The organism is Chryseobacterium cucumeris (assembly GCF_001593385.1).
In the GTDB taxonomy this organism is placed as follows: domain Bacteria; phylum Bacteroidota; class Bacteroidia; order Flavobacteriales; family Weeksellaceae; genus Chryseobacterium; species Chryseobacterium cucumeris.
Genome location: NZ_LUVZ01000001.1, coordinates 567,196 through 592,097, shown reverse-complemented (window position 1 = coordinate 592,097; position 24,902 = coordinate 567,196). Strand labels below are relative to the sequence as shown.

Annotated in this window: 23 protein-coding genes and 1 pseudogene; 20 read left to right on the top strand and 4 right to left on the bottom strand. The window is 36.0% G+C overall.

Annotation, left to right across the window (positions count from 1 at the left end; translation table 11 throughout):
• Positions 1 to 15 precede the first annotated feature (15 nt).
• Both A1704_RS02675 and A1704_RS02670 read right to left on the bottom strand, forming a co-directional pair.
• Positions 16 to 501 (bottom strand): BlaI/MecI/CopY family transcriptional regulator, encoded by a 486-nt coding sequence (locus A1704_RS02675; protein ID WP_062670216.1) that lies wholly within the window; start codon positions 499 to 501, stop codon positions 16 to 18.
• Between the two features lie 8 nt (positions 502 to 509).
• Positions 510 to 1,112 carry a phosphatase PAP2 family protein gene (locus A1704_RS02670; protein WP_062670215.1) on the bottom strand — a complete coding sequence of 201 codons (603 nt, stop codon included), beginning with the start codon at positions 1,110 to 1,112 and terminating at the stop codon, positions 510 to 512.
• A gap of 846 nt (positions 1,113 to 1,958) precedes the next feature.
• Between A1704_RS02670 and pdhA the strand changes: the two genes are divergently transcribed.
• The 13 genes from pdhA to A1704_RS02605 all read left to right on the top strand — a co-directional run bounded on the left by pdhA (position 1,959) and on the right by A1704_RS02605 (position 13,373).
• Positions 1,959 to 2,960 (top strand): pyruvate dehydrogenase (acetyl-transferring) E1 component subunit alpha, encoded by a 1,002-nt coding sequence (pdhA, locus tag A1704_RS02665; protein WP_062670214.1) that lies wholly within the window; start codon positions 1,959 to 1,961, stop codon positions 2,958 to 2,960.
• An 84-nt stretch (positions 2,961 to 3,044) separates the two neighbouring features.
• The gene (locus A1704_RS02660; RefSeq protein ID WP_062670212.1) at positions 3,045 to 4,640 is read left to right on the top strand and encodes a 2-oxo acid dehydrogenase subunit E2; all 1,596 of its coding nucleotides are present in this window, start codon (positions 3,045 to 3,047) and stop codon (positions 4,638 to 4,640) included.
• Between the two features lie 239 nt (positions 4,641 to 4,879).
• Complete coding sequence (locus tag A1704_RS02655) at positions 4,880 to 6,187, top strand: hypothetical protein (protein WP_131797463.1); 1,308 nt, start codon at positions 4,880 to 4,882, stop codon at positions 6,185 to 6,187.
• 18 nt (positions 6,188 to 6,205) lie between these two features.
• Positions 6,206 to 6,802: a DUF6705 family protein gene (locus A1704_RS02650; protein WP_062670202.1), complete on the top strand. Its 597-nt coding sequence runs from the start codon at positions 6,206 to 6,208 to the stop codon at positions 6,800 to 6,802.
• 67 nt (positions 6,803 to 6,869) lie between these two features.
• A complete protein-coding gene (locus A1704_RS02645; protein ID WP_062670200.1) occupies positions 6,870 to 7,055 on the top strand; it encodes a hypothetical protein in 186 nt (61 codons plus the stop codon).
• Positions 7,056 to 7,058: 3 nt separating this feature from the next.
• Entirely contained in the window at positions 7,059 to 7,727 is a 669-nt protein-coding gene (locus A1704_RS02640) for an ABC transporter ATP-binding protein (protein WP_062670198.1), read from the top strand.
• Positions 7,728 to 7,740: 13 nt separating this feature from the next.
• Entirely contained in the window at positions 7,741 to 8,319 is a 579-nt protein-coding gene (locus A1704_RS02635; protein ID WP_062670195.1) for a murein L,D-transpeptidase catalytic domain-containing protein, read from the top strand.
• A gap of 29 nt (positions 8,320 to 8,348) precedes the next feature.
• Positions 8,349 to 9,026, top strand: a complete 678-nt coding sequence (gene radC / locus A1704_RS02630; protein ID WP_062670194.1) for a RadC family protein — start codon at positions 8,349 to 8,351, stop codon at positions 9,024 to 9,026.
• Positions 9,023 to 9,937: a hypothetical protein gene (locus A1704_RS02625; RefSeq protein WP_062670192.1), complete on the top strand. Its 915-nt coding sequence runs from the start codon at positions 9,023 to 9,025 to the stop codon at positions 9,935 to 9,937. The genes radC and A1704_RS02625 overlap by 4 nt, the downstream gene beginning before the upstream one ends.
• Positions 9,938 to 10,046: 109 nt before the next feature.
• Complete coding sequence (locus A1704_RS02620) at positions 10,047 to 10,943, top strand: phytanoyl-CoA dioxygenase family protein (protein WP_228432304.1); 897 nt, start codon at positions 10,047 to 10,049, stop codon at positions 10,941 to 10,943.
• 88 nt (positions 10,944 to 11,031) lie between these two features.
• Positions 11,032 to 12,207: a hypothetical protein gene (locus tag A1704_RS02615; RefSeq protein ID WP_062670188.1), complete on the top strand. Its 1,176-nt coding sequence runs from the start codon at positions 11,032 to 11,034 to the stop codon at positions 12,205 to 12,207.
• Between the two features lie 24 nt (positions 12,208 to 12,231).
• A complete protein-coding gene (locus A1704_RS02610) occupies positions 12,232 to 12,744 on the top strand; it encodes a DUF7935 family protein (RefSeq protein WP_062670185.1) in 513 nt (170 codons plus the stop codon).
• A 17-nt stretch (positions 12,745 to 12,761) separates the two neighbouring features.
• Positions 12,762 to 13,373, top strand: coding sequence for an inorganic pyrophosphatase (locus A1704_RS02605; protein ID WP_062670183.1), 612 nt, complete (start codon positions 12,762 to 12,764; stop codon positions 13,371 to 13,373).
• Positions 13,374 to 13,451: 78 nt separating this feature from the next.
• On the opposite strand, the gene A1704_RS02600 is transcribed toward A1704_RS02605, so the two are convergent.
• Positions 13,452 to 15,173, bottom strand: a complete 1,722-nt coding sequence (locus A1704_RS02600; RefSeq protein ID WP_062670181.1) for an amidohydrolase — start codon at positions 15,171 to 15,173, stop codon at positions 13,452 to 13,454.
• A 135-nt stretch (positions 15,174 to 15,308) separates the two neighbouring features.
• Between A1704_RS02600 and A1704_RS02595 the strand changes: the two genes are divergently transcribed.
• The gene (locus A1704_RS02595; protein WP_062670179.1) at positions 15,309 to 18,041 is read left to right on the top strand and encodes a sodium-translocating pyrophosphatase; all 2,733 of its coding nucleotides are present in this window, start codon (positions 15,309 to 15,311) and stop codon (positions 18,039 to 18,041) included.
• A gap of 142 nt (positions 18,042 to 18,183) precedes the next feature.
• On the opposite strand, the gene A1704_RS02590 is transcribed toward A1704_RS02595, so the two are convergent.
• Positions 18,184 to 19,323: an aminotransferase class I/II-fold pyridoxal phosphate-dependent enzyme gene (locus A1704_RS02590; protein WP_062670177.1), complete on the bottom strand. Its 1,140-nt coding sequence runs from the start codon at positions 19,321 to 19,323 to the stop codon at positions 18,184 to 18,186.
• Positions 19,324 to 19,483: 160 nt separating this feature from the next.
• On the opposite strand from A1704_RS02590, the gene A1704_RS02585 reads away from it, so the two are divergent.
• The 6 genes and pseudogenes from A1704_RS02585 (at position 19,484) to A1704_RS02560 (ending at position 24,806) form a co-directional block, all read left to right on the top strand.
• A complete protein-coding gene (locus A1704_RS02585; RefSeq protein ID WP_062670175.1) occupies positions 19,484 to 20,524 on the top strand; it encodes a M28 family metallopeptidase in 1,041 nt (346 codons plus the stop codon).
• Positions 20,525 to 20,613: 89 nt separating this feature from the next.
• Positions 20,614 to 21,063, top strand: a complete 450-nt coding sequence (locus A1704_RS02580; RefSeq protein WP_062670173.1) for a GNAT family N-acetyltransferase — start codon at positions 20,614 to 20,616, stop codon at positions 21,061 to 21,063.
• The gene (locus tag A1704_RS02575; RefSeq protein WP_062670171.1) at positions 21,060 to 21,428 is read left to right on the top strand and encodes a VOC family protein; all 369 of its coding nucleotides are present in this window, start codon (positions 21,060 to 21,062) and stop codon (positions 21,426 to 21,428) included. The genes A1704_RS02580 and A1704_RS02575 overlap by 4 nt, the downstream gene beginning before the upstream one ends.
• 2 nt (positions 21,429 to 21,430) lie before the next feature.
• The gene (locus A1704_RS02570) at positions 21,431 to 21,931 is read left to right on the top strand and encodes an endonuclease V (protein ID WP_062670169.1); all 501 of its coding nucleotides are present in this window, start codon (positions 21,431 to 21,433) and stop codon (positions 21,929 to 21,931) included.
• Positions 21,932 to 22,083: 152 nt separating this feature from the next.
• Positions 22,084 to 23,258, top strand: a pseudogene (locus A1704_RS02565) (acetyl-CoA C-acyltransferase).
• Positions 23,259 to 23,495: 237 nt separating this feature from the next.
• Complete coding sequence (locus tag A1704_RS02560; protein WP_062670167.1) at positions 23,496 to 24,806, top strand: GEVED domain-containing protein; 1,311 nt, start codon at positions 23,496 to 23,498, stop codon at positions 24,804 to 24,806.
• Positions 24,807 to 24,902: the final 96 nt, after the last annotated feature.

Sequence of the window (24,902 nt, the reverse complement as noted above, 5' to 3'; positions counted from 1 at the left end):
TTTTTAAGGTTTAGATTAATCTTTTTTCTTTTTTTTCTTTTTATCCTTATCCTTGTCTTTTCCTTTGGTTTTCTTTTCTTTTTTTGGATTCAGGATTTCTTCAGCTACTTCGAACTTAGGTTCTTCCACCTTTGCTGGCTTTATTTCGATTTTTAGATCAAAATAACCCTTCATATCTTCCTGGGAAATTAATTTTTCACTTAATAAAAGCTCCAGGATTTCCTTCCCTGAATGATTAAAAAAGTTGTGTGAAAGTTCTTTTAATAGAAATTTTTTATACCCATCTAAAGGAACAAGTACGCTGTATTTAAAGATTCTTCCTTCTTTTACAGTAGATAGATAGCCTTTTTCAACTAATATTTTCAAATAAGTGGAAACCGTGTTCTGGTGTGGTTTCGGTTCCGGATGCTGCTCCATAACGTCCTTCAGATAAAAAGATTCCATTTTCCAAAACAGCTTCATAAAGTTTTCTTCTGCGGCAGTAAGATGATTTATTTTCATAGAGTATTCTAATGTTGAAATTGAATATTGCAATAAAGATAGATAAAAGATACCAGAAAAGCTATTCCAGCCCCCATAAATACTTCTTTTACGGTATGTCTTTTTAAAATGATACGTGTGATTCCGACTAAAATAGCGATTCCCAGCCATGCAAAACCCATTTTCCAGTTCAGTGAGAAAAAGAGTGCTGCCACAAATACATTGAATGCTGTATGCATCGAGCTTTTGATAAAAAGATTGCTGATCTGAAGAGCGAAAAGTAGTACCAGAATAAATAGCATGACAAAATCAATGTATCCGTTTCTGATATAATTAAAAAGAAGATAGGCGATCACACAAACTGCAATAAATATATATAAGGTTTTCCTTTGGACACGGTTGGAAACATCCATATTGGTATACCTTCCAGTCTTTACATTCCACACCAGCCATATCACAACCGGAATAATGATCATTAATAATACAGGAAGGAAATAAAGCATAGAATTTTTAAGGGAATATTCTCTGATGCTCATGTAGATAAAGAAAATGATCAGAGAGATCAAAGGATTAAAAAAATCAGAGATGACTTTTGAAATTTTATGTAATAATGAAGATTGTTTTTCTTCCATAGTTGAGATTAAAAACCAAATATACTATTATAACCTCAAAAATCAAATGGAAACCATGAGATGGAATAGGTGATTTAATGGGTAAGTTATCTGATTACTAAATGTTTTTGATGAAGTGAAATGTTTTTTTTGCTTTTTTAAATGAATACTGAATTTTGCAGGAAATGCTTAATATTAATTGATCAGTCTTACTCAGCATTATCATGTAACCTGTATTCATATTATTTATATTTTCAGGTTGTTTAGCCTTTATTCAAAAAGTTTCCCGGGAAAATATTGTTACACTACAACCTATCCATCAATTGTGTCAATCCTGAAATCGGGATTCAATGAAAAACAGAGGTTGTTTACCTGCTTGAGTGAAAAGGTGAGTATACAATGAAAATGGCAGGGAAGGATTTATAGCAGACAAAGATTGGAAGGAAATTAAAGCCAGAACGGTAAAACAATAGGGTAATTTCGTTAATGAAATTGAAGACAGAACTCTGAAACTTACAGATTTTTCCCGGAAAAGAAGCTGTTGAAATAACCAAAATATATATTAACAATAATTAAAGAGGAATAAAATAGGAGAACAAAATATAAAGAATTCCAATGTCTCCTAATTATATGTTGTTTCGGGAAATACTTATGAATAGGGCGATTTCTGAAATATTACGGAAAGAATGTAATGGATAAAACTTAGCTTTATCAAGCTTCCAAGGGGTCGGAAATTAAGAATAATCCATACAGCCCGCAAATAGATTTTGCAGAAAAATCGAAAAGTTATCTATGTATAGAATAAAAACAAAGTTTTTTTCATAATTTTGCTCAACTATTTCATCATAAAAAAGCAAGAGCTAACACATGAAAGAATTTTCTAAAGAGGTATACCTGAAGTGGTATGAAGATATGACAATGTGGAGAAGGTTTGAAGACAAATGCCGTTCTCTTTACCTAAAACAAAAGATCAGAGGATTTTTACATTTGTATAACGGTCAGGAAGCTATCCCTGCCGGTTTTACGCATGCAATGGATCTTACAAAGGATAGTATGATTACTGCTTACAGATGTCACATCCATCCAATGGCGATGGGAGTAGATCCTAAAAGAATCATGGCTGAACTTTGTGGTAAAGCTACCGGAACATCCGGAGGTATGGGTGGATCTATGCACATTTTCAGTAAAGAACACCGTTTTTACGGAGGACATGGTATCGTTGGAGGACAAATTCCATTAGGTGCAGGTATTGCTTTTGCAGATAAATATTTCGACAGAAAAGCAGTAAATATCTGTTTCTTTGGTGATGGTGCTGCAAGACAAGGTTCTTTACATGAGACCTTCAACATGGCAATGAACTGGAAACTTCCTGTAGTATTTGTTGTAGAAAACAACCAGTATGCAATGGGAACTTCTGTAAAAAGAACAGCCAACCACGAAGATATCTATAAATTAGGATTAGGATACGAAATGCCTTGCCTTGCTGTAGATGCAATGGATCCTGAAAAAGTGGCAGAAGCTGCTTACGAAGCTATTGAAAGAGCAAGAAGAGGAGACGGACCTACTTTCATTGAAGCAAGAACTTACCGTTACAGAGGGCACTCTATGTCTGATGCCGAGCCATATAGATCTAAAGAAGAAGTAGCTCTTCATAAAAATGATGACCCAATCGAATTGATAAAACATAGAATTTTAGAAAACGGATGGGCTACAGAAGCAGAATTGGAAGTTATGGATAACAAATCCAGAGACTTTGTTGAAGAGTGTATCGAATTTATGGAAAACTCCCCGTATCCGGATGCAGAAAAAGTCTATGAGTATGTATATGCTCAGGAAGATTATCCATTCTTAGACAAATTAGAAAACTAAAAAATAAAAATTTATTTGAAATTTGAAGTTTGAAATTTCTGAAATCTCAAATCTCAAATCTCGAATCTCAAATCAATATAGATTATGGCAGAAGTAATTACGATGCCCCGCCTGTCCGACACAATGACGGAAGGTAAGGTGGCCAAATGGCATAAAAAAGTAGGAGATAAAGTAAAAGAAGGAGATATTTTAGCTGAAATTGAAACTGATAAAGCAGTTCAGGATTTCGAATCTGAAATAGAAGGAACCCTTTTATACGTAGGTGTAGAAGAAGGATCTGCTGCTGCTGTAGACTCTGTTTTAGCTATTATCGGGAATGAAGGAGAAGATATTTCAGGATTGACAGGTAGGGCTGCTGCTCCCGCTGCTGCAACTGAAGAAAAAAAATCAGAAGAACAGCCTAAAGTAGAAACTGCTGCGCCTGCTGCTGCAGAAGTTCCGGCAGGAGTTGAAATTATTACAATGCCAAGACTTTCTGATACAATGACAGAAGGTAAAGTGGCTAAATGGCACAAAAACGTAGGAGATACAGTAAAAGAAGGAGACCTTCTTGCTGAGATCGAAACAGATAAAGCAGTACAGGATTTCGAATCTGAATTCAATGGAGTATTATTGAAGCAAGGTGTAGAAGAAGGAGGTGCTGCTCCGGTTGATTCCGTATTAGCAATCATTGGCCCTGCAGGAACAGATGTTTCCGCTGTAGGAGCTCCAAAAGCTGCCGGTCAGTCAACTGAAAAACCAGCTGAACAAAAAGCAGAAGCTAAAACAGAAGAAAAAGCTGCTCCGGTTGCGAACTCTTCATCTTCTGACAGAGTAGCAATCTCTCCACTGGCTAAGAAAATGGCTCAGGATAAGGGAGTTGATATCAACAGTGTTCAGGGGTCTGGTGAAAACGGAAGAATCGTTAAAAAAGATATTGAAAACTATCAGCCAGCTGCAAAACCAGCTGCTTCAGCTCCTGCAGCAAGCGCTGCTCCTGTTGCAGTAAGCTTTGTACAAGGTGAAGATACAGAGACTCCAAATTCACAAGTAAGAAATATTATTGCAAAACGTCTTTCTGAAAGTAAATTCTCTGCCCCTCACTATTATCTGATGGTTGAGATCAATATGGATAAAGCAATTGAGGCTAGAAAAGAAATCAATTCTTTACCTGATACTAAGATCTCTTTCAATGATATGATTATTAAAGCAACTGCAATTGCTTTAAGAAAACATCCTCAGGTTAATTCAAGCTGGGCAGGTGATAAGATCATTCACAGAGGAAATATCAACATCGGTGTAGCAGTAGCTATTCCAGACGGATTGGTAGTTCCGGTATTGAAAAATACGGATCAGATGACTTATACTCAGATTTCTGCATCTGTAAAAGATATGGCTTCAAGAGCTAAGAATAAAGGTCTTAAAGCTAATGAAATGGAAGGATCTACATTCTCTATTTCAAACTTAGGAATGTTCGGAATCGAAACGTTTACAAGTATCATCAATCAGCCAAACTCTGCAATCCTTTCAGTAGGAGCCATTATTGAGAAACCAATCGTTAAAGATGGTCAGATCGTAGTTGGAAACACCATGAAACTTTCATTGGCGTGTGACCACAGAGTAGTAGACGGTGCTACAGGGGCTCAGTTCCTACAGACATTAAGAACCTATTTAGAAAGTCCATTAACTTTGTTACTGTAATTTTCTGAACTGAAAATAGTAAAACCTCCCAAATCGGGAGGTTTTTTGGTTTTTAATATATTTGAAAAATTACTTTTTCAGGATCTTTATTTATTCCTAAAGCTCCTTTACTTATGATTTCAATTCCGCTATTCTTTCTAAATACCGGGTAGAATTATGAAAAAAAGATTTTGAATAATAATTTATTTCTCTCAAGTTTGAAAAATAATTATATTTAACACAATAAAAACCAAATGTCAATGAAAAAAACTATTTTTCGATTATTCTTTCTGTTTACTATTCTGTCCACCTTATGGTGTTGCCGGAACGAAGAATTCTCAACAGAAGACTCTGCGCAACAAGACTCTTATAGTTCTTCTACCAGATTTGCTTCAAAAAGCTTCTGGAAGGAAGACGAAGTATACATCCATAAAGTACTGCAGGTATTTATGAAAGTAGCCAATGCTGAGCATGTAAAAAGCAGATATGGTGAGCTGTACTGGGATTATGCTATGACCTTCGGCCAGTTCGGAGAAAAATATCTGCTTGTTCCTGTAGTAAAAGATAATAGAGTAATTCTCCTTATGGAAGCCGTAAGGGAAGGAAATAAAGTCTATTTCTTTGAAAAAGATGACAAAAAAATGATTGATTTCTTCCATGCTATTATCTTTTCCAATATCACCGATTATGGGGAGAAAACAGAGCCTCAAACCGGAATTTCATCAAGAAATACGCCGACTTTTGTGTGTAGTACAAGATGGATTACCATAGGATGTACCAACAACGAGCCTAATTGTACTCCATATACAACTTCGGAAACAATTTGTAAATGGACTCCCGGCACAAACCCCAAGACATTTGATCCTATAGGAATGGATGACGGAGGCGGAGGTGGTGATGGCTATGAATATCCGGATCCGCCGGAAACAGAAGATCCTTGTACAAAGTTGAAGGCTCAGAATATAAATGCTAATTTTAAAGTTAAAGTGGATCTTTTAGCTACAAAAGTAGGCCTCAAAAAAGAAACAGGATATGCTGAAAGTAAAAGCGGAGTATTTACAGAGTTATCACCAGCTGTTTCTACAGCAAGTTCGGACGGAATGACAGTTACAGTAACCCCAGATCTTAAAGGATACATCCACACTCATTTGAATGATTATGAAACAGGCAAGACTAATGAAAATGGAGAAATAGAAATAAATCAGCCTATCAGAATGTTTTCTCCGGCAGATGTTAATACATTGATGACCATGGCAGGAATGGTGACTGATGATAATTACAGTGAGCTTTATGGAGCTATGGTTTCCAGTTATGGGAATTATACCATTATGTTTACAGGTGCTCCAACGGATATCAAAACAGGATTCGACACTCAGCGGTGGAGGGATGAATATGCTGCATTTCGAACAAGAAATCCTTATTGGTCTTTTGAAAAATTATTTCTTAACTTTTTGAGATACAATATGGACGTACAGGGAGTAGAATTATATAAAATAAAATCTAATGGTACTGTACAGAAAAAAACATTAAATTCGAATAATAACGTACAATCTAATGATTGTCCTTAAAAATTAAAATTTATAACAATGAAAAATAAATTATTTATACTGGCATTGCTATCTTTGTTTGTTTCTTGTAAAGCACAAGTGATAGGAACTTTGGAACAATTTGAAGAATGCGCAATGCGTCCTAATCATGATGAAGGCTGCCCTGATTTAGAGAACATCACATATGTAAAGGACACTAACAATAGACTTGACAAGTTGATAGGGATATGGAAAGGCGTTGCTAATAGTAAACAATATGAGATTAAATTAGATAAAAAGATAAACTATAAAAATAATCCTAATGATGCGCTTTCATGGGATATGATTATCGGACGTATGCTAATCAAAGATAACCAAGGAAATGTTATTTATAATTCTTTGAACAAATCTGATAATGATACGTATTTTTGGGGATATAATTTTCAAAAAAGATCATATTTAATGCATTTTGTTGGCAACTATGATTGTTTAGAATCCGGTAATGTATTTATAGAAACTAGAAAAAACAATCCTAATGAAATGACATTGTATTACTCTCAGGATAAAGATGGACTTTTAAATCCTTCAAAATGTCCAAACTTCAGCAGCTTTGTACCTCTATTACCCCAAGAAAAAATGGTATTAACAAAACAATAAAATAAAACCTCCAAGGAGGTTTTTCTGTTTTTTGGTAAATGGAAATGGAGACACCTAACAAAACCTTATGGGTTTAGAAGAAAGTTTATATTACAAAAATTTTTGCAAAAAAATAAGACAGGAATCATTAAAAAAATTAATAGAAAAGACTTCTATAAATGAATTAACAAAATCTAATAATACTAAATCTAAAATAAAATACAAACCGCTTCAAAAAGCGGTTTTTTATTTGCAGGCAATTCACTACTTTTGAATCATGATTAAAGCAAGAAATATCCATAAATCTTATGGGAATTTAGAGGTACTGAAAGGTGTTGATATTCAGATCAAAACGGGGGAAGTGGTTTCTATTGTAGGAGAATCAGGAGCTGGTAAATCTACATTGCTGCAGATTCTGGGAACTTTGGATCATCCTAGTCAATCTAATAAATATGATACTGAAATTGAAATTGCAGGAGAATCATTTATTAATATGAATGATAAACAGCTGTCAAAATTCAGAAATCAGAATATCGGTTTCGTATTTCAGTTTCATCAGCTTCTTCCGGAGTTTACCGCATTGGAAAATGTATTGCTTCCGACAAAAATAGCTGGAGCTAACGAAAGAGAAGCTATCGAAAAAGCTTATGCTTTATTTGAAGATCTAAAGATAGAGCAAAGACTGAATCATAAACCCAACCAGCTTTCAGGTGGAGAGGCGCAAAGGGTAGCTGTAGCAAGAGCTTTAATCAATTCCCCGAAAATTATTTTTGCAGATGAGCCTACAGGTAACCTTGATTCCAAGAACGCCGATGATCTTCATAGATTGTTTTTTGATCTTAGAGACAAATACAACCAAACTTTTGTCATTGTAACGCATAACCCGAATCTGGCAGAAATCACAGACCGCAAGCTCGTTATGAAAGACGGAATGATCATAGAGTAGTATATAAAACCGGATGATGAAGCACTTTATTTTTCTTTTTTTAATTGTAATTTCCTGTTCAAAAGCTGAATCCCAGCAGTTGAACCCATCAGGTATTCCTCAAACAAGAATTTTGGAGATTAAAAATTATATAAAAGGAAAAGAGTACAATCAGGAACTGGCTGTTTTTATCAACTTTAAAATCCCATCCGGGAAGTATCGTTATTTTATTTATAACCTGAAAAATAATACGATTCTACAGCAGGCTGTAGTTTCTCATGGATCAGGCTCTGTCATTCCAAAATCAGATGCTTTGAAATTCAGTAATGTTGAAGGCTCTTATCAGTCATCACTTGGAAAATATGTCATTGGAGAAAGCTATATAGGGAAGTTTGGGAAAGCTTATCGTCTGGCAGGACTGGATGCTACCAATAGCAATGCCATGCAAAGAGCTATTGTTCTTCATTCCTACGGATGCATTCCTGACACAGAATCTCAGACTCCTGCATGTCTGAGTTTAGGATGCCCGATGCTTTCCGTCAATGCACTTAAAGAAACAGCAAAATATATTGATAGGTCTCCAAAACCTGTTATTTTATATGCTTTCTATTAATTGATAATATTCATCTATAATTTTTTTCCATGGCCATAAAACTCCTTGCCGAAGATGACAGACCCAGAGAAAAGTTTTTGCAGAAAGGCAAAAGCTCACTTTCTGATTCTGAACTTCTGGCAATTATTATGGGAAGTGGAAATAGAGAGGAAGATGCTTTGGAATTAGCAAGGAAAATTTTGGCCTCTGTCAATAACAGTTGGAATGAATTGAGCTTACTTTCTGCCAAAGATCTGATGAAATTTAAAGGTATTGGAGAATCAAAAGCCATTTCAATTATTTCAGCTTTGGAAATCGGCAGAAGAAGAGCAGTACAGGATATTCCTGAAAAAACAATTATTGGAAACAGTCATGATGCTTATGCGATTCTCAGAAACCAGCTCTCCGATCTGAGAACAGAAGAGTTCTGGACAATTTTCCTTAATAACAGCAATAAAGTAATTCATGTTTCTCAACTCACACAGGGAGGGATCAGTCAGTCTATTGTAGATGTAAGAACACTTTATAAGTCAGCTTTGGATCATTTTTCAACAGGTATTATCATTGCGCACAATCATCCTTCCGGAAGTTTAAAACCAAGCCGGGAAGATATCAATATCACACAGAAAATAAAAGAAGCGGGAAATACATTAAGCATTCAGCTTTTAGACCATATTATTGTCACGCAGGACTCTTATTTTAGCTTCTCAGACGCAGGATTATTATGATTAGAAGATTGAAATACCATGAAATTGATTTTGTAAAATATGCTCAATGTTTAGAAAATTCCGAACAAAGAAAATATTCTGCAACAAAAGATTTTTTAGATACAACTTCTACAATGCCATGGGAAATTCTTGTTTATAAAGATTATGAAGCTGTAATGCCCATACCTTTTGTAAGAAAATATGGACTGAAAATAGTGCATAATCCTAAGCTTTGTCAGCAGCTTGGAGTTTTTTCCAGCAAAGATGATGTGGATCTTAATGAGTCATTTTTAGAATACCTGGAAAAAAATTACATGATAAGGGCGTATCCTTTTAATGATGTCAATCAGCTTCGCACAAAGATCAGAATCAAGAAAAACTTTTTATTATATCCTGAGGCTTATGAGAAAGTATATTCGAAATATTCACCTAAAAGAAAAAGAAAACTTCGGTTAGATGAAGCTGTTTTACAAGAATCAGAAATCAAAACAATCCCTTATGAGAAAGCAAAAGCTTTTATTGAATCCAATACAATAGGATTGAATAAAGACCATGATTTGTTTGAATTCATGAGGATTTTTGAAAGCTTTTATAAGTCCGGATATCTGAAATTCACAGCTTTTTACTATAAGCATAAGATTGTTAACATGATTGCTACGTATTCGGATAGTAATATGGTAGCGCTTTTAGGAAATTTTAATGATAAAGATTATGTCAAATTATCAGGAGCATCCGTATTGATTGATCATCTCATTAAAGAAAATATAGAAACTCATATTTTTGATTTTGAAGGGGGAGAACTACCTAATATTGAAGAGTTTTTCAGAGGGTTTCGTCCCGAATTAAGACCGTACGGAATTATTGAGAATTCAAAAAAGAACCTTTTTAAAAAATTAGGATATCTTGTATTAAGAGGAAAGTCTTTTTTATGATGAAAAGCATTGTTTAGATTGGTTCTAATTAGGTAATATTCCGTAACTTTATAAAATCCTTAGTAAAACAGTTATGTTACAACAGATTCGTCAGTACAAATTATCATACATGCTTTATAACATATTTAAAAAGAATAAATTAAAGCATAATATTCCATTATATAAAAAATACGGAATCAATAAGAACTATTTTTCAAGTATTTCAAGTAAAGATTTTGCACATCTTCCGGCTAGCGAAAGAAGACTGGATGATTCAAAACTTAGGGAAACTCCTTTTTTTAAGAAACTTTCCGACGAAAATAAAGAAAGTGCTCTTCAGTATGATGAAAATGGCTATATGATTCTTAGAAATTTCCTTACTCCTGAAACGGCCGATCAGATCAATGCTGAAATTGATAAACTAATGAAGGATGGGACTTTGAAATTTATATACGGAGGAAAACTGATGTTTGCGATCCACCATTCAGAAATCATTAAAAATATTGGAAGTGATAAAGAACTGTTAGAATTTTTATCTGTTTTGCTTGACGGAAAATCCAAACTTTTCCAAAGTATCAATTTTATCAACGGCAGCCAGCAGAAAACCCATTCTGACAGTATTCATATGACCACTTATCCATTAGGTGGTTTATTAGGTGTATGGATTGCCCTGGAAGATGTAGATGAGAATAACGGAGCGCTTCATTATATTCCTAAAAGCCATAAACTCCCTTATTTCCTGAATTCTGATTATGATAATGAAGGGACAGCTTTGAAAATTGGTAAGAAAAGCTACAGAGCTTATGAAACTTTCCTGGAGGATAAAGTAAAAGAATTAGGCTTGAAGAAAGAAATCTTTAAAGCCAAAAAAGGAGATTTATTAATCTGGCATGCCAATATTCTTCACGGCGGAGAACCTCACACGGATAAAAATAGAACGAGAAAAAGTCTTGTTTACCATTTCTTTGATGAAAATAGTGTCTGTTATCATGAAGTGACACAGAGGCCGGCACTGTTTGAACTTTAATACAGAAAAATCCTCTTCGTAAAGCTTTTTATAGGAATACGGGTTTAAAAAGATAGTTTTTTTACATTTGTATTCTTAATATCAGTGTATGGAAAAAAAGAAGAATATTCTTGTTTTTATATTTTCAATCTATGTATGCATGATGTCATACTACCTGTATACCCATCATTATTACAACACTGATATGGAGGCCTATATGGGGCTGATTTATAAAACGGAATATCCTGAAATGAAAATTGAAGAAATTCATCAGAAGGTATATGACGAACTGAGGGAAAAGAATCCCGACTTTGCAGGACTTGGGCCTGTTAATCCCATGGTTGAGGAAGTGGCAAAAGGAGAGAGTACTTACTATAAAATAATCTCACAAAATCCCAAAGCCTACGAAGAAGAGTTACAGCTTTTTGTGGTAAAACCTTTTTATAATTTTATCGGCTGGTCATTGTTTAAGCTTGGTTTCAGTGCTTCTGCTTCCATCTCTTTGATTTCAGTTATCTCTTATGCATTGATTCTGGTTCTGATTTTCAGCTTTTTGATAAAAATTCTGAGAAATTATCCTCTTGCCTTCATCCTTACTGTTTTGATTTCACTGTTCAAGCCATTGCCGGAATCGGCCCGGCATGTATCAGCAGATTCCTTATCATGCTTGCTGCTTCTTTTGAGCTTTTATGTGTTTTTAGTGAGAAAAAATTTCTTTTTTGCAGGCATATGGGCTATGCTTTGTGTGCTTACAAGACCTGAATATTTTATTTTTTATTCATTCCTGTATGCCCTTATTTATTTTTATAGAAATAGCTTTCAGATTAAAACAGGTTTATTACTGGTATCATACGGATATATATTTCTTTCCTTCTTTTTAATACAGGCTTTTAATCAGGTTTCTTGGTCTACACTTTTTATGAACCAGTTTACGAAAGTTCAGATTTATCCTGTGTCGCAGCCTGATCTATTTTCCTTTGCAGATTATTTTCGTTTTATTAAAAGTAATGTAATGTTGGATTTCAATTCTTCCTACTTTCCGATTTTATTGATTTTTATTGTGGTTATTCTTGCTAACCGTTTCTCGTTTTATAATAAAAAGAATCAGGCTCAGCTCTTGTTTTTCGTTCTTATTTACACAACTGTTATGCTGAGATTTTTGGTTTTTCCGTCTCTGGTAAACAGGATGATGCTTGGCTTTTATCTTATAATTATCCTTGCATTGGTCTATATACAAATTTCTAAAGTGGATATCTTTAAAAACTCTTTAGAAGACGGAAAATAATTAGTAATTTTGCAGTCTAAAATTATGACGAGTCTATCAGGATATTTACCCTATGCATTTGCATTGATTATTGCAATTCCTTTTCTGGTTTTGCTCAGACAATTTGTACACTCATACATTACTCTTAAGAACCAGGAAATCAAACTGCTTACCGTGAAATCAAATTCAGAGAACAAAGCACATTCCTACGAAAGAATGACATTGTTTCTGGACAGAATGAAACCATCCAACCTTATCCAGAGGTTTGATAGAGGACTGGCGGTTCATGAGTTTATTTTCCTGACAGAAAAAGCAATCAACGAAGAATTTGAGTATAACTCTTCACAACAGTTGTACATTACGAAAAATTCATGGAAGAATATTGTTGACTCAAAGAATGCGATTATAGAACTGCTTCACAAAACCTATGATGGATTAAAAGGAGAAGTTCAGCTGGATGAATTCAAAACGATTTTCATCATGAATTATATGGAAAGCAACGATTATATTGCTGAAACTATAGAAGATTTAAGAAAAGAAATTTTAATAATAACTTAAAAAATAACAGATAAATAATGATTCCAAATTTTAAAGCACATCCATGGCACGGAATTTCTGCAGGAGAAGATGCGCCAAATGTTGTCAACGTATTTGTGGAAATTGTTCCTTCAGATACTATTAAATATGAAGTAGATAAAGAAACAGGATATTTAAAGGTAGACAGGCCACAGAAATTCTCTAACATTATCCCGGCTTTATATGGTTTTGTACCAAGAACATACTGTGATAAAGAGGTGATGAAACTTGCTGTAGAATCAGGTGCTACTGACGTTACTATGGGTGATCATGACCCACTTGATATCTGTGTTTTAAGTTCTCACAATATCCATGCCGGAGGTTTATTGATGGAAGCTATTCCAATCGGAGGTTTCAAAATGATCGACGGAGGTGAAGCAGATGATAAAATTGTTGCAGTAATGATTAATGACCACGCTTTCGGGCACTTCAGAGATATTTCTGAATTACCGGAAGCTGAAGTAAAAAGATTGATGCACTACTTCCTTACTTATAAAAATTTACCGGATGAGCCTGCAAAATGCAGAATCCAGGAAGTTTACGGAGCTGAACACGCAAGAAAAGTGATCAAAGCTTCTCAAACAGACTATGCAGATAAATTCGGAGGATAAGATTTTTTCCCTAGAATAAAAAAGCAGATGATTTTTCATCTGCTTTTTTTGTGAATATTTTATTATGTATCAATAGGTTTAATTTCTTTTGTATACAGAATTTCCTTCTTTTATCGTTTCCAGAACCTTAATGTTTCTGAGATTTTCAGGAGTTGTGGTTAAAGGATTCTGATCAAGAATAACAAAATCAGCTAGTTTACCAGGTTTAATAGACCCTTTTCTGTTTTCTTCCTGCAATTGATAAGCTCCGTTAATGGTAATCGCTTTTAACGCTTCAAGGGTGGAGATTTTTTCATTAGGACCTAAAATCATTCCAGACCGTGTCTTTCTATTCACTGCTGCGTATACTGCTGTAATCAGATCGGGTGGTGTAACCGGAGCATCATGATGAATGGTAAAAATAATTCCTGCTTTTAATGCTGAATTTGCCGGGCTTATAAAAGAAGCTCTTTCAGGGCCGAAAACACTCGAATAATGCCAATCTCCCCATAAATAAGCATGCGTAGAAAAGTAAGAAGGGATTACTCCTAATTCTTTTATTTTTTGAATATGATCAGGTCTGCTGTTCTGTACATGAATTAATGTTGCCCGCAATTCCGGCTTGTAAATGTTTTCATCTTTTAATCTTTGAATAACACGGATGGCCTGATCAATTGCAGCATCTCCATTTACATGAAGCTGGGCAGTGATGTGATTTTGAAAAAGGACTTTCAGATCGTTGTATAAGGTTTCATCCGTAAAAATAGGGAATCCTTTATAATCCTTAGACTGACCTTCAGGAGGAACTAAATAAGGCTGGGTAAGCCAGGCCGTTTTACCTTGTGGAGAACCGTCGTCAGAAAATTTGAATCCGGCTAATTTCAGGTGATTTTCATATTTCATATACTTTGGTTTGAAACTGTTGAAATCCTTTTTGAAATATTCGTAATCCGGAAAGTAAACAACATCAGCTTTAAGAAGATGTTGGGATGCTGCTTTTTCTAACAGCGCAACACTTTCTCCCATCGTTCTCCCATCACAAATAGTAGTCTGTCCATAGCTGAGCCATTCATTCTGGGCTTTCATCAGATTTTCCATTGCATGAGCCTCTGTGTTTTTGCCTTTACCCATTTTTTCTGTGATGACCAGTAACGCGTTGAAACTTGCATTTTCTTCTAATTTTCCGTTCAGTTTTCCTGTTTTTTTATCCCTGCCAATGTGCCCTCCTTCAGGATCTTTTGATGATTCCGTTATTCCCAAAAGCTTTAGCATGGCACTGTTAGCTACACTGGCATGGCCTGAAGCATGAATAACAATGATAGGATTGGTCTTACTGATAACATCCAGTTCAGCTTTTGTAGGATGACGATGCTCTGTCATAATTGCATCATCATAACCATTTCCGATAATCGGCTGTTGATCTGTAATTTTTTTTTCTTTGATGTAGTTTTTAATGGTAATCTGTAAAGCTTCAATTGAATTTACAGTGCCATAGGGTTCAGGAGATAAATCTACAATATCCATCATCCCGGCTCTTGAAGTAAGATGTCCATGAACATCTATAAAACCAGGAAGTAGAGTTTTTCCATTAAGATTAATCATTTTGGTTGCTGGCTCTGAAAAACGTTCTGCATCTGATTTTGTTCCCGCAAAAAGTATTTTCCCGTCTTTTATTGCTACAGCTTCAACCTGAAGAGGGGTGTCTTCCATTGTTATAATAGGACCTCCGAAATAAAGCATTTCAGCGTTTTGTTGTGGAATCTTATTTTGACAGCTGCTTATGCTTGCAGATAAAAAAATAGTGTACAATATCCTTTTCATAAATAATTAATTCAAATCATAGTGATAAACAAATTTACAAAATAATATATTATTGTTAGTGAATTTTATTATGTGTTTATAATTTCATTATATTTATAAGACTAATCTCAATTTTTTAATATAAAATAATAAACTATGGATCTATTTGTGTTAGTGCCAATTTTTGGTGTCATAGCTTTGCTTTATACATTTCTTCAGAGCAACTGGGTCAATAAACAGAATGCTGGAAATGAAAAAATGAAAACAATCAGCGGCCATATTGCAGACGGTGCAATGGCTTTTCTAAAGGCTGAATACAAAATCTTAACGTACTTTGTTGTTGTTGTCGCCATTCTATTGGCAGTAATGGGGTCAAGTAATGCCAACTCACATTGGAGTATCGGAATTGCTTTTGCCGTAGGAGCTGTATTCTCTGCATCAGCAGGGTTTATCGGGATGAAAATCGCTACCAAAGCGAATGTGAGAACGGCAGAAGCTGCAAGAACTTCACTCTCAAAAGCTCTTAAAGTCTCTTTTACAGGAGGTTCTGTAATGGGAATGGGAGTTGCCGGGCTTGCTGTCTTAGGTTTAGGAGCTTTATTTCTGATTATTAAACAGATTTTTGCCCCTGAAGCTACAGTAGATTCTCATGAAATGGAAAAAACCATCGAAATTCTTACCGGATTTTCTCTGGGCGCTGAATCTATTGCCCTTTTTGCAAGAGTAGGAGGTGGTATTTATACAAAAGCCGCAGACGTAGGTGCTGACCTTGTAGGAAAAGTAGAAGCAGGAATTCCTGAAGATGATCCCCGAAACCCGGCTACCATCGCAGATAACGTTGGAGACAATGTGGGAGATGTCGCAGGAATGGGTGCAGACCTCTTTGGATCTTATGTTGCAACGGTTCTGGCTACTATGGTATTGGGGAGAGAAACCATTTCTGATGACGCATTCGGAGGCTTTGCCCCGATTCTTTTACCGATGCTGATTGCAGGAACAGGAATTATATTTTCAATGATCGGAACTTTATTTGTGAAAATTAATGATAATGAAGGGTCATCCACTTCCAGCGTACAAAATGCATTAAATCTTGGAAACTGGGGAAGTATTGTGATTACGGCTATTGCTTCCTATTTCCTGGTAACGTATATTCTTCCTGAAAAAATGGTATTAAGAGGCCATGAGTTTACTAAAATGGGCGTTTTCGGAGCGATAATGGTTGGATTGGTTGTAGGAACTTTAATGAGTATTATTACAGAATATTATACGGCTATGGGGAAAAGACCGGTTTCCAGTATTGTGAGACAGTCTTCTACAGGGCACGCAACCAATATTATCGGCGGACTTTCCGTTGGGATGGAATCTACCTTACTTCCTATTATTGTACTGGCAGGAGGAATCTATGGCTCTTATCTGTGTGCAGGCCTTTATGGTGTAGCTATTGCAGCTGCCGGAATGATGGCCACTACAGCTATGCAGCTTGCTATTGATGCTTTCGGGCCTATTGCAGATAATGCCGGAGGTATTGCAGAAATGAGCGAACTTCCCAAAGAAGTACGTGAAAAAACAGATATTCTGGATGCTGTAGGAAATACAACTGCTGCTACCGGAAAAGGATTTGCCATTGCTTCAGCTGCTTTGACTGCTTTAGCCTTATTTGCAGCATTTGTAGGAATCGCAGGAATTGATGGTATCGATATTTACAGGGCAGACGTTCTTGCCGGACTTTTTGTAGGTGGGATGATTCCGTTTATCTTCTCCTCATTGGCGATTACCGCAGTAGGACAGGCTGCTATGGCAATGGTAGAAGAAGTAAGAAGACAATTCCGTGAAATTCCGGGAATTCTGGAAGGGAAAGCGCAACCGGAATATGAAAAATGTGTAGCCATTTCTACAGATGCATCCATCAGAAAAATGATGCTGCCTGGTGCGATTGCTATCGTTTCTCCTTTATTAATCGGTTTTATTTTCGGACCTGAAGTATTAGGAGGATTCCTGGCGGGAGCTACAGTATGTGGTGTGTTAATGGGAATGTTTCAGAATAACGCAGGAGGCGCGTGGGACAATGCAAAAAAATCCTTCGAAAAAGGAGTTGATATTAATGGACAGACGTATTATAAAGGTTCAGAACCACACAAAGCATCTGTAACAGGTGATACGGTGGGAGATCCGTTTAAAGATACATCAGGACCTTCGATGAACATCCTGATCAAATTAATGTCAATCGTTTCTTTGGTGATTGCACCTACTTTGGCTGTTTTGCATAAAGATAAAATTGAAGCTAACAGAAAAGCAAAAATTGAAAGCCTTACAGGAATTTCCAGTAGTGCAGTAACTGTAAATGGAGATTCTAAAATAATTACGGTCATTCCGGGAGAAATTAAAGGACACCTTAATGAAAACGGAGACTTTGTATATGAAACAGGTAATATTCAGAAAATAAAACTGGACGGAGGAAAAACAATTGCTATTGGTGACGGAAGCCAGCTTTACCAACTTTACAATGTGGTGAAACAAAAAGATAAGTCTGCATTAGATCCAAATAAGTGGTATACCATTGAAAACCTTTATTTTGAAACAGGTTCAAGTGATCTGAAAGCAGAATCCGTGCTTCAATTGAATACTTTGTCAGAAATTTTAAATGCTTATCCTGATCTGAAAATAAAACTGGGCGGATATACAGATAATAGTGGTAACGAGGACAGTAACCTTAAATTATCCAATCTGAGAGCACAGACAGCCAAACTTAAACTGCTCGAACTAGGTATTTCCGGAGACAGAATAGAAGCAGAAGGATATGGTTCACAGCATCCTGTTTGTGAAGCTAATGACACTGATGAATGCAAAGCAAAAAACAGAAGAATTGATGTAAGAGTATTGGCTCTTTAAAATCAATGTGAAAATAGTACAAAAGCATCGCTATGGCGGTGCTTTTTCATGTCTATCCACGTCATAAAAAATCCAGGCAAAAAATATCAGCCATCATCTGTGAAAATTTGTGTGATCTTTGGGAAAAGCAAATCCAGAAAAATCAAAGACTTCTTTTCAAATGCTCCAAAGCCTGAATAATCAATTCATCTTTTTTAGCAAAACTAAACCTGATATAATCAGAATTATCTCTGGAATTGTAAAAAGCAGAAAGTGGAAGGCAGGAAACCCTCTTATCAATGGTAAGCCATTTTGAAAACTCTACATCTGTCATGTTTTTAGAAATAGTCCTGAAATTAACAACCTGAAAAACACTTCCTTCCGCTTGTTGTTCGATCTGAAGCGGTGTTTCTTTAATCATTTCATTAAAAATATCTCTTTTTTTCTGCATGAGTTTTTTATTGAGATCCGGATTAAATACGTCGAGATATTTTGCGATAGCATATTGTGCAGGAGCATTAGCACTGTAAGAAATATACTGTTGATGACATTGAAATCTTGTTATTAAAACTTCTGAAGCAAGCATATAGCTCACTTTCCAGCCGGAAGTATGAAACATTTTGCCAAAAGAAAAAATACAGAAAGTCTTTTCCCTAAGTTCAGGATGAACAAAAGAACTGTAATGTTCTGTCTCATCATAACAGTAAGTATCATATATTTCTTCGGAAATTAAATAAATATCACGGTTTTTAATCAGTTCATAAAGCATGTCCCAGTCTTCTTTTTTCCATACTTTTCCCGTTGGATTCTGGGGAGAGTTGACAATGACTGCTCTTGTCTTTTCAGTAATACAGTCTTTAAACAGATTCCAATCTATGGTAAAATCACCATCAAGATCATAATAAACAGGAATTCCTCCATTCATAACAACAGCTGGCCCATAAGTGTAGTATGAAGGTTGAATAATGATAACTTCATTACCTTGATTCAGAATTGATTTAAGTGCAGTATATAAAGCAAAGGTTGCACAGGGTACAATCGTGATTTCCTTTTTGGTAATCGTTATTTGATGAGTTCGTTTTGCATTGAATCTGATAATGCTCTCCATCAGTACAGGATTGCCTGCAAGAGGTTCATAGTGATGCGTGTTGTGTTCAGCAGCTTCCTTTAAAAATACTTTCAGGCGTTCATCAATATCAAAATCGGGAAGCCCCAGAGAAAGATCAAAGCTTCCGTGCCTGGCTGCCAGCTCCGACATTTCCGTAAAAAAGGAATAATGAGTAAATCCGTAAATTTCTTTCACTTATTTTGTATTTTTATCAAATATAATAAAATTTTAATATCAAAATTACACTTAAGCTTGTATGTTGGTAGATTTGTAATGAACTGCATATTATTTTGTCCTATTGATTATTAATACTGGGATTCAATAAAAATTGTTATTTTTAAGAAATTTATCTTTTATGAGAAAAATACTTATTCCGCTGTTGGCAATGGCTGTAGTAACCAGTTGTGGAACGGCAAAAATATCTGACGGGAATGCTTCACATCCTGTTTCAACAAAACATAACAAAGCGTTTAACAATGCCTATAAAGAGATTAATGCAGAGGATTTAAAGAAAAACCTTTACGTCATTGCAGCAGACGATATGGAAGGGCGGGATACCGGAAGCAAAGGACAGAAAAAAGCGGGTGAGTATATGATTAATTACTATAAGAATCTGGGTATTTCAGCTCCTAAAGCACTAGGCTCTTACTATCAGAAAGTACCGTCTGAATTCATGAAGAAAAGAGGAGGAGGTAACCTTCCGGATTCTGAAAATATTTTAGCTTTTATTGAAGGAAGTGAAAAACCGGACGAGATTGTGGTGGTTTCTGCTCATTATGATCACGTAGGAACCAAAAATGGAGTTGTGTACAATGGAGCAGACGATGACGGAAGTGGAACTGTAGCTGTAATGGAAATTGCAAAAGCATTCCAACAGGCTAAAAAAGCAGGAAAAGGGCCTAAAAGATCTATTCTGTTTCTTCATGTTACAGGAGAGGAACATGGACTTTTCGGTTCAGAATATTATTCCGAAAATCCTGTTTTCCCGTTAGCCAATACCGTGGTTGATCTTAATATTGATATGATCGGACGTGATGATCCTGCCAACAGAGGAAAACAATATGTCTATGTGATTGGTTCTGAAATGTTGAGCTCCCAACTTAAAGTAATCAACGAAGCGGCGAACAAAAGAACCAACAACCTGGAACTGAATTACAAATACGATGACTTGAATGACCCTGAACAATTGTATTACCGTTCGGACCACTATAATTTTGCCAAGCATAATATTCCTGTAGCATTTTTCTTTGATGGTATTCATGAAGATTATCACAAACCAGGTGATGATCCTGAAAAAATTGATTATCAGTTGCTGGAGAAAAGAACCCAGCTTATTTTTACCACTGCATGGGATATTGCCAACAGAGAAGAAAGAATTGTGGTTGACAGAAAATAATTATTAATTTTAATTGGAATGATATTTTTTTAAACCTTGATAAGGTTAAAAAAATATCATTCCTGTAAACTGCCAGCAAAAACATTACCATGAAAACAATAATCCGGGAAGCAAAGCCAGAAGATATCCCACAAATACAGATTGTGAGAAACTCCGTGAAAGAAAACACGCTGTCAGATCCTGGATTGGTTACCGATAAAGATTGTGAGGAATTTCTATTCCAAAGAGGAAAAGGTTGGGTTTGTGAGATGGAAGATCAGATCGTTGGTTTTTCCATTGCAGATCTGAAAGAAAACAATATCTGGGCGCTCTTTGTGCATCCGGATTTTGAAAACCTTGGAATAGGCAGGAAACTCCATGATATTATGCTGGACTGGTATTTTGAACAAAATAAAGATTCCGTATGGCTGGGTACTTCACCTGGAACAAGGGCTGAAATCTTTTACAGAAAATCTGGATGGAAGGAAGCTGGACCCCATGGAAAAGGAGAAATCAAGTTTCAAATGAGTTCTGAAAACTGGAAAAATAAAAAATTATGACACCAAAACTGAAATCCATCAGACCTTTTATCGGAGCGCAAAACTTTGAGATCAGCAGAAATTTTTACAGAGATATGGGATTTCAAGAAGTAGTTCTGGAATCTAAATTGTCTTTATTTACAAGAGAAGAAATCGGATTTTATCTCCAGGATTATTATGCAAAAGACTGGGTGGATAATACCATGATCTTTATGGAAGTTGCCAATACTGATGAATTCTGGAAAGAACTTTTGTCTCTGGAGCTTACAGAAAAATATGAAAATGTGAGGCTTACTCCTGTAAGAACAATGGATTGGGGGAAAGAGTGCTTTGTACATGATCCTTCAGGAATATTGTGGCACTTCGGTGAGTTTTTTAAGAAATAAATATGATTTACGCATTTGATACCTATTATTATGAGGATTATGCGAATACCGTGTGTATTGCATTTGAAGACTGGACCTCTGAAAAAGAAGTGGAAGTCTTTATAGAACAGATTCCCGTAAGTTCAGAATATGAAAGCGGGGCTTTTTACAAAAGAGAGTTGCCCTGTATTTTGAGTCTGCTAAAAAAAATAACATTAAGACCAGAAGACATTATCATTGTTGATGGATATGTCACTTTGGATAATAATGGGAAAATTGGCTTAGGCGGCCATCTTTATGAAGAACTGGAAGGAAAATATCCTATTGTTGGGATTGCAAAGAATGAATTTAGAACTCCTGATTCCCAACGAAGAAATGCAGTTCGTGGAGAAAGTAAAACCCCACTTTTTGTAACAGCGAAAGGAATAAATGTAGATGAAGTTCAATTAAAAGTACAACAGATGCATGGCGATTACAGAATGCCTACGCTGTTGAAAAGATTAGACCAACTAAGCAGAGCATAAATAATAAAGTCTTACAAAAAGTAAGATTTTTTTGTCTATGAATATACCGATTGGTATATTTTAATTATCTTTGTTATATTCCTTTGTCAATATAAAAAGGATTTTTTTTAATCAAAAATATACCGATCGGTATATTGTAAAAAATAAATTCTATGAAAGAAGTATTTATAGTCGCCGCAAAACGAACCCCGGTGGGTGGTTTTATGGGAAGCCTCTCTGGATTTACAGCACCACAGTTGGGAGCTATTGCCATTCAGAACGCTTATGAAGGTATCAATCTCTCACCAGAGCATATAGACAGTGTATATATGGGAAATGTGCTAAGCGCAGGACTCGGACAGTCGCCAGCCAGACAGGCTGCGATTTTTGCTAAAATTCCCGTTGATAAAGATGCTACGACAATCAACAAAGTCTGTGCATCCGGAATGAAAGCGGCAATGATTGGGGCTCAGCAGATCCAGCTTGGAATGGAGCATATTGTTATGACTGGAGGAATGGAAAGCATGAGCAACGTTCCGCATTATGTCAAAATCCGTCAGGGGGCAAAACTGGGAGATACGAATCTTACTGATGGATTGATTAAAGACGGGCTATGGGATGTCTACAATGATTTCCACATGGGAAGTGCAGCGGAATTAGGCGTGAAAAAATATGGACTTACCAGACAGGAACTTGATGATTATGCCCTTCTCTCATACCAGAGAGCTCAGGAAGCTGCAAAAAACGACAAGATTGGCAACGAATTGATCCAATATCGATTGAAAGTAAAAAAGGAACTACAATCGTTAGTAAAGACGAAGATATTGATAAACTGATCCCAGAGAAAATTTCCCTTTTGAAACCTGCATTTGAAGCCGACGGGACACTTACAGCAGCCAATTCCAGCAATCTGAATGATGGTGCTGCAGCCCTTTTACTAGCGTCTTCTGAAGCAATAGAGCAACATAATTTAAAACCACTGGCAAAAATAATAGCCTATGCAGATGCCGCTCAGGCACCGGAATGGTTTACCACTTCACCTTCCATCGCTATTCAGAAATTGTTGAAACAAACAGGTCTCAATCTGTCAGATATCGACTTTTTTGAAATTAATGAAGCGTATTCTTCAGTAATTCTATCCAATCAAAAAATTCTGGATTATGATATCAGCAAGGTAAATGTATACGGAGGAGCAGTTGCATTGGGACATCCGATTGGTGCTTCAGGAGCAAGGATTATGACCACTTTAGTGAATGTTTTACGCCAGGAAAAAGGGAAGTATGGAATTGCCGCCATCTGTAATGGAGGAGGAGGCGCTTCCGCAGTTCTTATCGAAAATATAGACTAAAAGGGATAAATTACCTTAGATTTCAATTATTATATTAAAAAAGATCTTTCTTAAAGTTAAATTTGAGAAGGATCTTTTTCGTTGGTAACAGATTGATTATCTATTGGTAAAACAGAGTATTTAATGAGTGCAGACGAAATTTAAAGACTCTATTTTTATTAAGCTGACAAATATCATTACATTGTTATTTTTATTCATTCTAAATAAATATAAATTTGTCCCAAGAAATTGAACAAAATGAAAAAAATAACTACTCTTTCTGGTATCGTACTTGCATCGCTGATGAATGCGCAGCTGCAATATTGTATGCCAACCTTTCAGTACGGAGCTGACAGCAACATGATCAGTAATGTAACTTTCGGAACGATTAATAATTCCTCATCCATTCAATCCTCCAATGCACAAATTTATGAGAACTTTACAGCAATATCTACAGACCTGCAGCTGGGAAATTCCTATCCGATATCTGTGAAAGGGCCATCCAGTACATTTCCAAGTGATGTAGTTGTTTTTATAGACTTTAATCAGAACGGAAATTTTGATGATGCAGGAGAGAGCTTTTATATCGGAAGACTTGATGCCGCTAATCCGGCCAATGCTTTTACAGTCAATAATACCATAGTAATCCCGGTCAATGCTGCCATCGGAAGTACAAGAATGAGAGTTCTTAAAAATACCAATGTTCAGGCCTATTCAAATCCTGCTGCTCCGAACTCTATCAGTTCAGCTTGTGACAGTAGCTTAAGAGCAGGGCAGACGGAAGATTATACGGTTAATATCATAGGAAATACGGCCAGTTTCCCGGCTCCTTATTGCGGTACTGAAAATATTACAAGCTTGACCGTGAGTGAGATCAGTACGGTAGAATTTGCCGGAGCTGTTAGAAACAGTGCACTTGACGGCAATTCTGATGTTCTTGAAAACTTTACAGCAACAGTGTTCAATGTGAACCGTGGAAATACTTATCCTATAAGTGTGACAGGTGGTACCCATGGCCAGACTACCGTATCTGCCTATGCTTATATTGATTTTAACCATAATAATCAGTTTGATGCTGATGAACAATTTAATCTGGGCTATCTGGATAATTCCAATCCGGTTTCCGGTCATGAGTCCGGGGTGATAACAGGTAATATCACCATTCCGGCAGGAGCGCAGTTGGGAGAAACCCGTTTCAGACTGGTAAAAGCCTATGAATCCAATTCCTGGATGGGCGCTTTAAAGAATCTTCCCTGTCCTTCAGATTGGTTTATCGGTCAGGCAGAGGATTATACTTTAAATATTCAGCCTGAAAGTCTTTCAACATCAGAAGTTTCCAAAGAGTTACCGGCCCAGGTGAACATATATCCGAACCCTACATCAGGTTCAGTGACAATCAAGATGAAGGAAGGATTGGAGAAATACGAGATTTACAATATGTCCGGACAAAAGATGCTGGAAGGTAATTCGATGACGATTTCAATGGACCGGTTTGTTCCAGGAACTTACTTGATCAAAATTCATACAAAAAATCAGAAAACAGCTACAGAAAAGATTATTAAGAAATAGACACATCATATCTAAATCATATCCATATCAATTTTTGTTTTTTAATCGACAGGTCTTTTACCTGTCGGTTTTTTATTTGCTGTTTTTAAGCTTTTA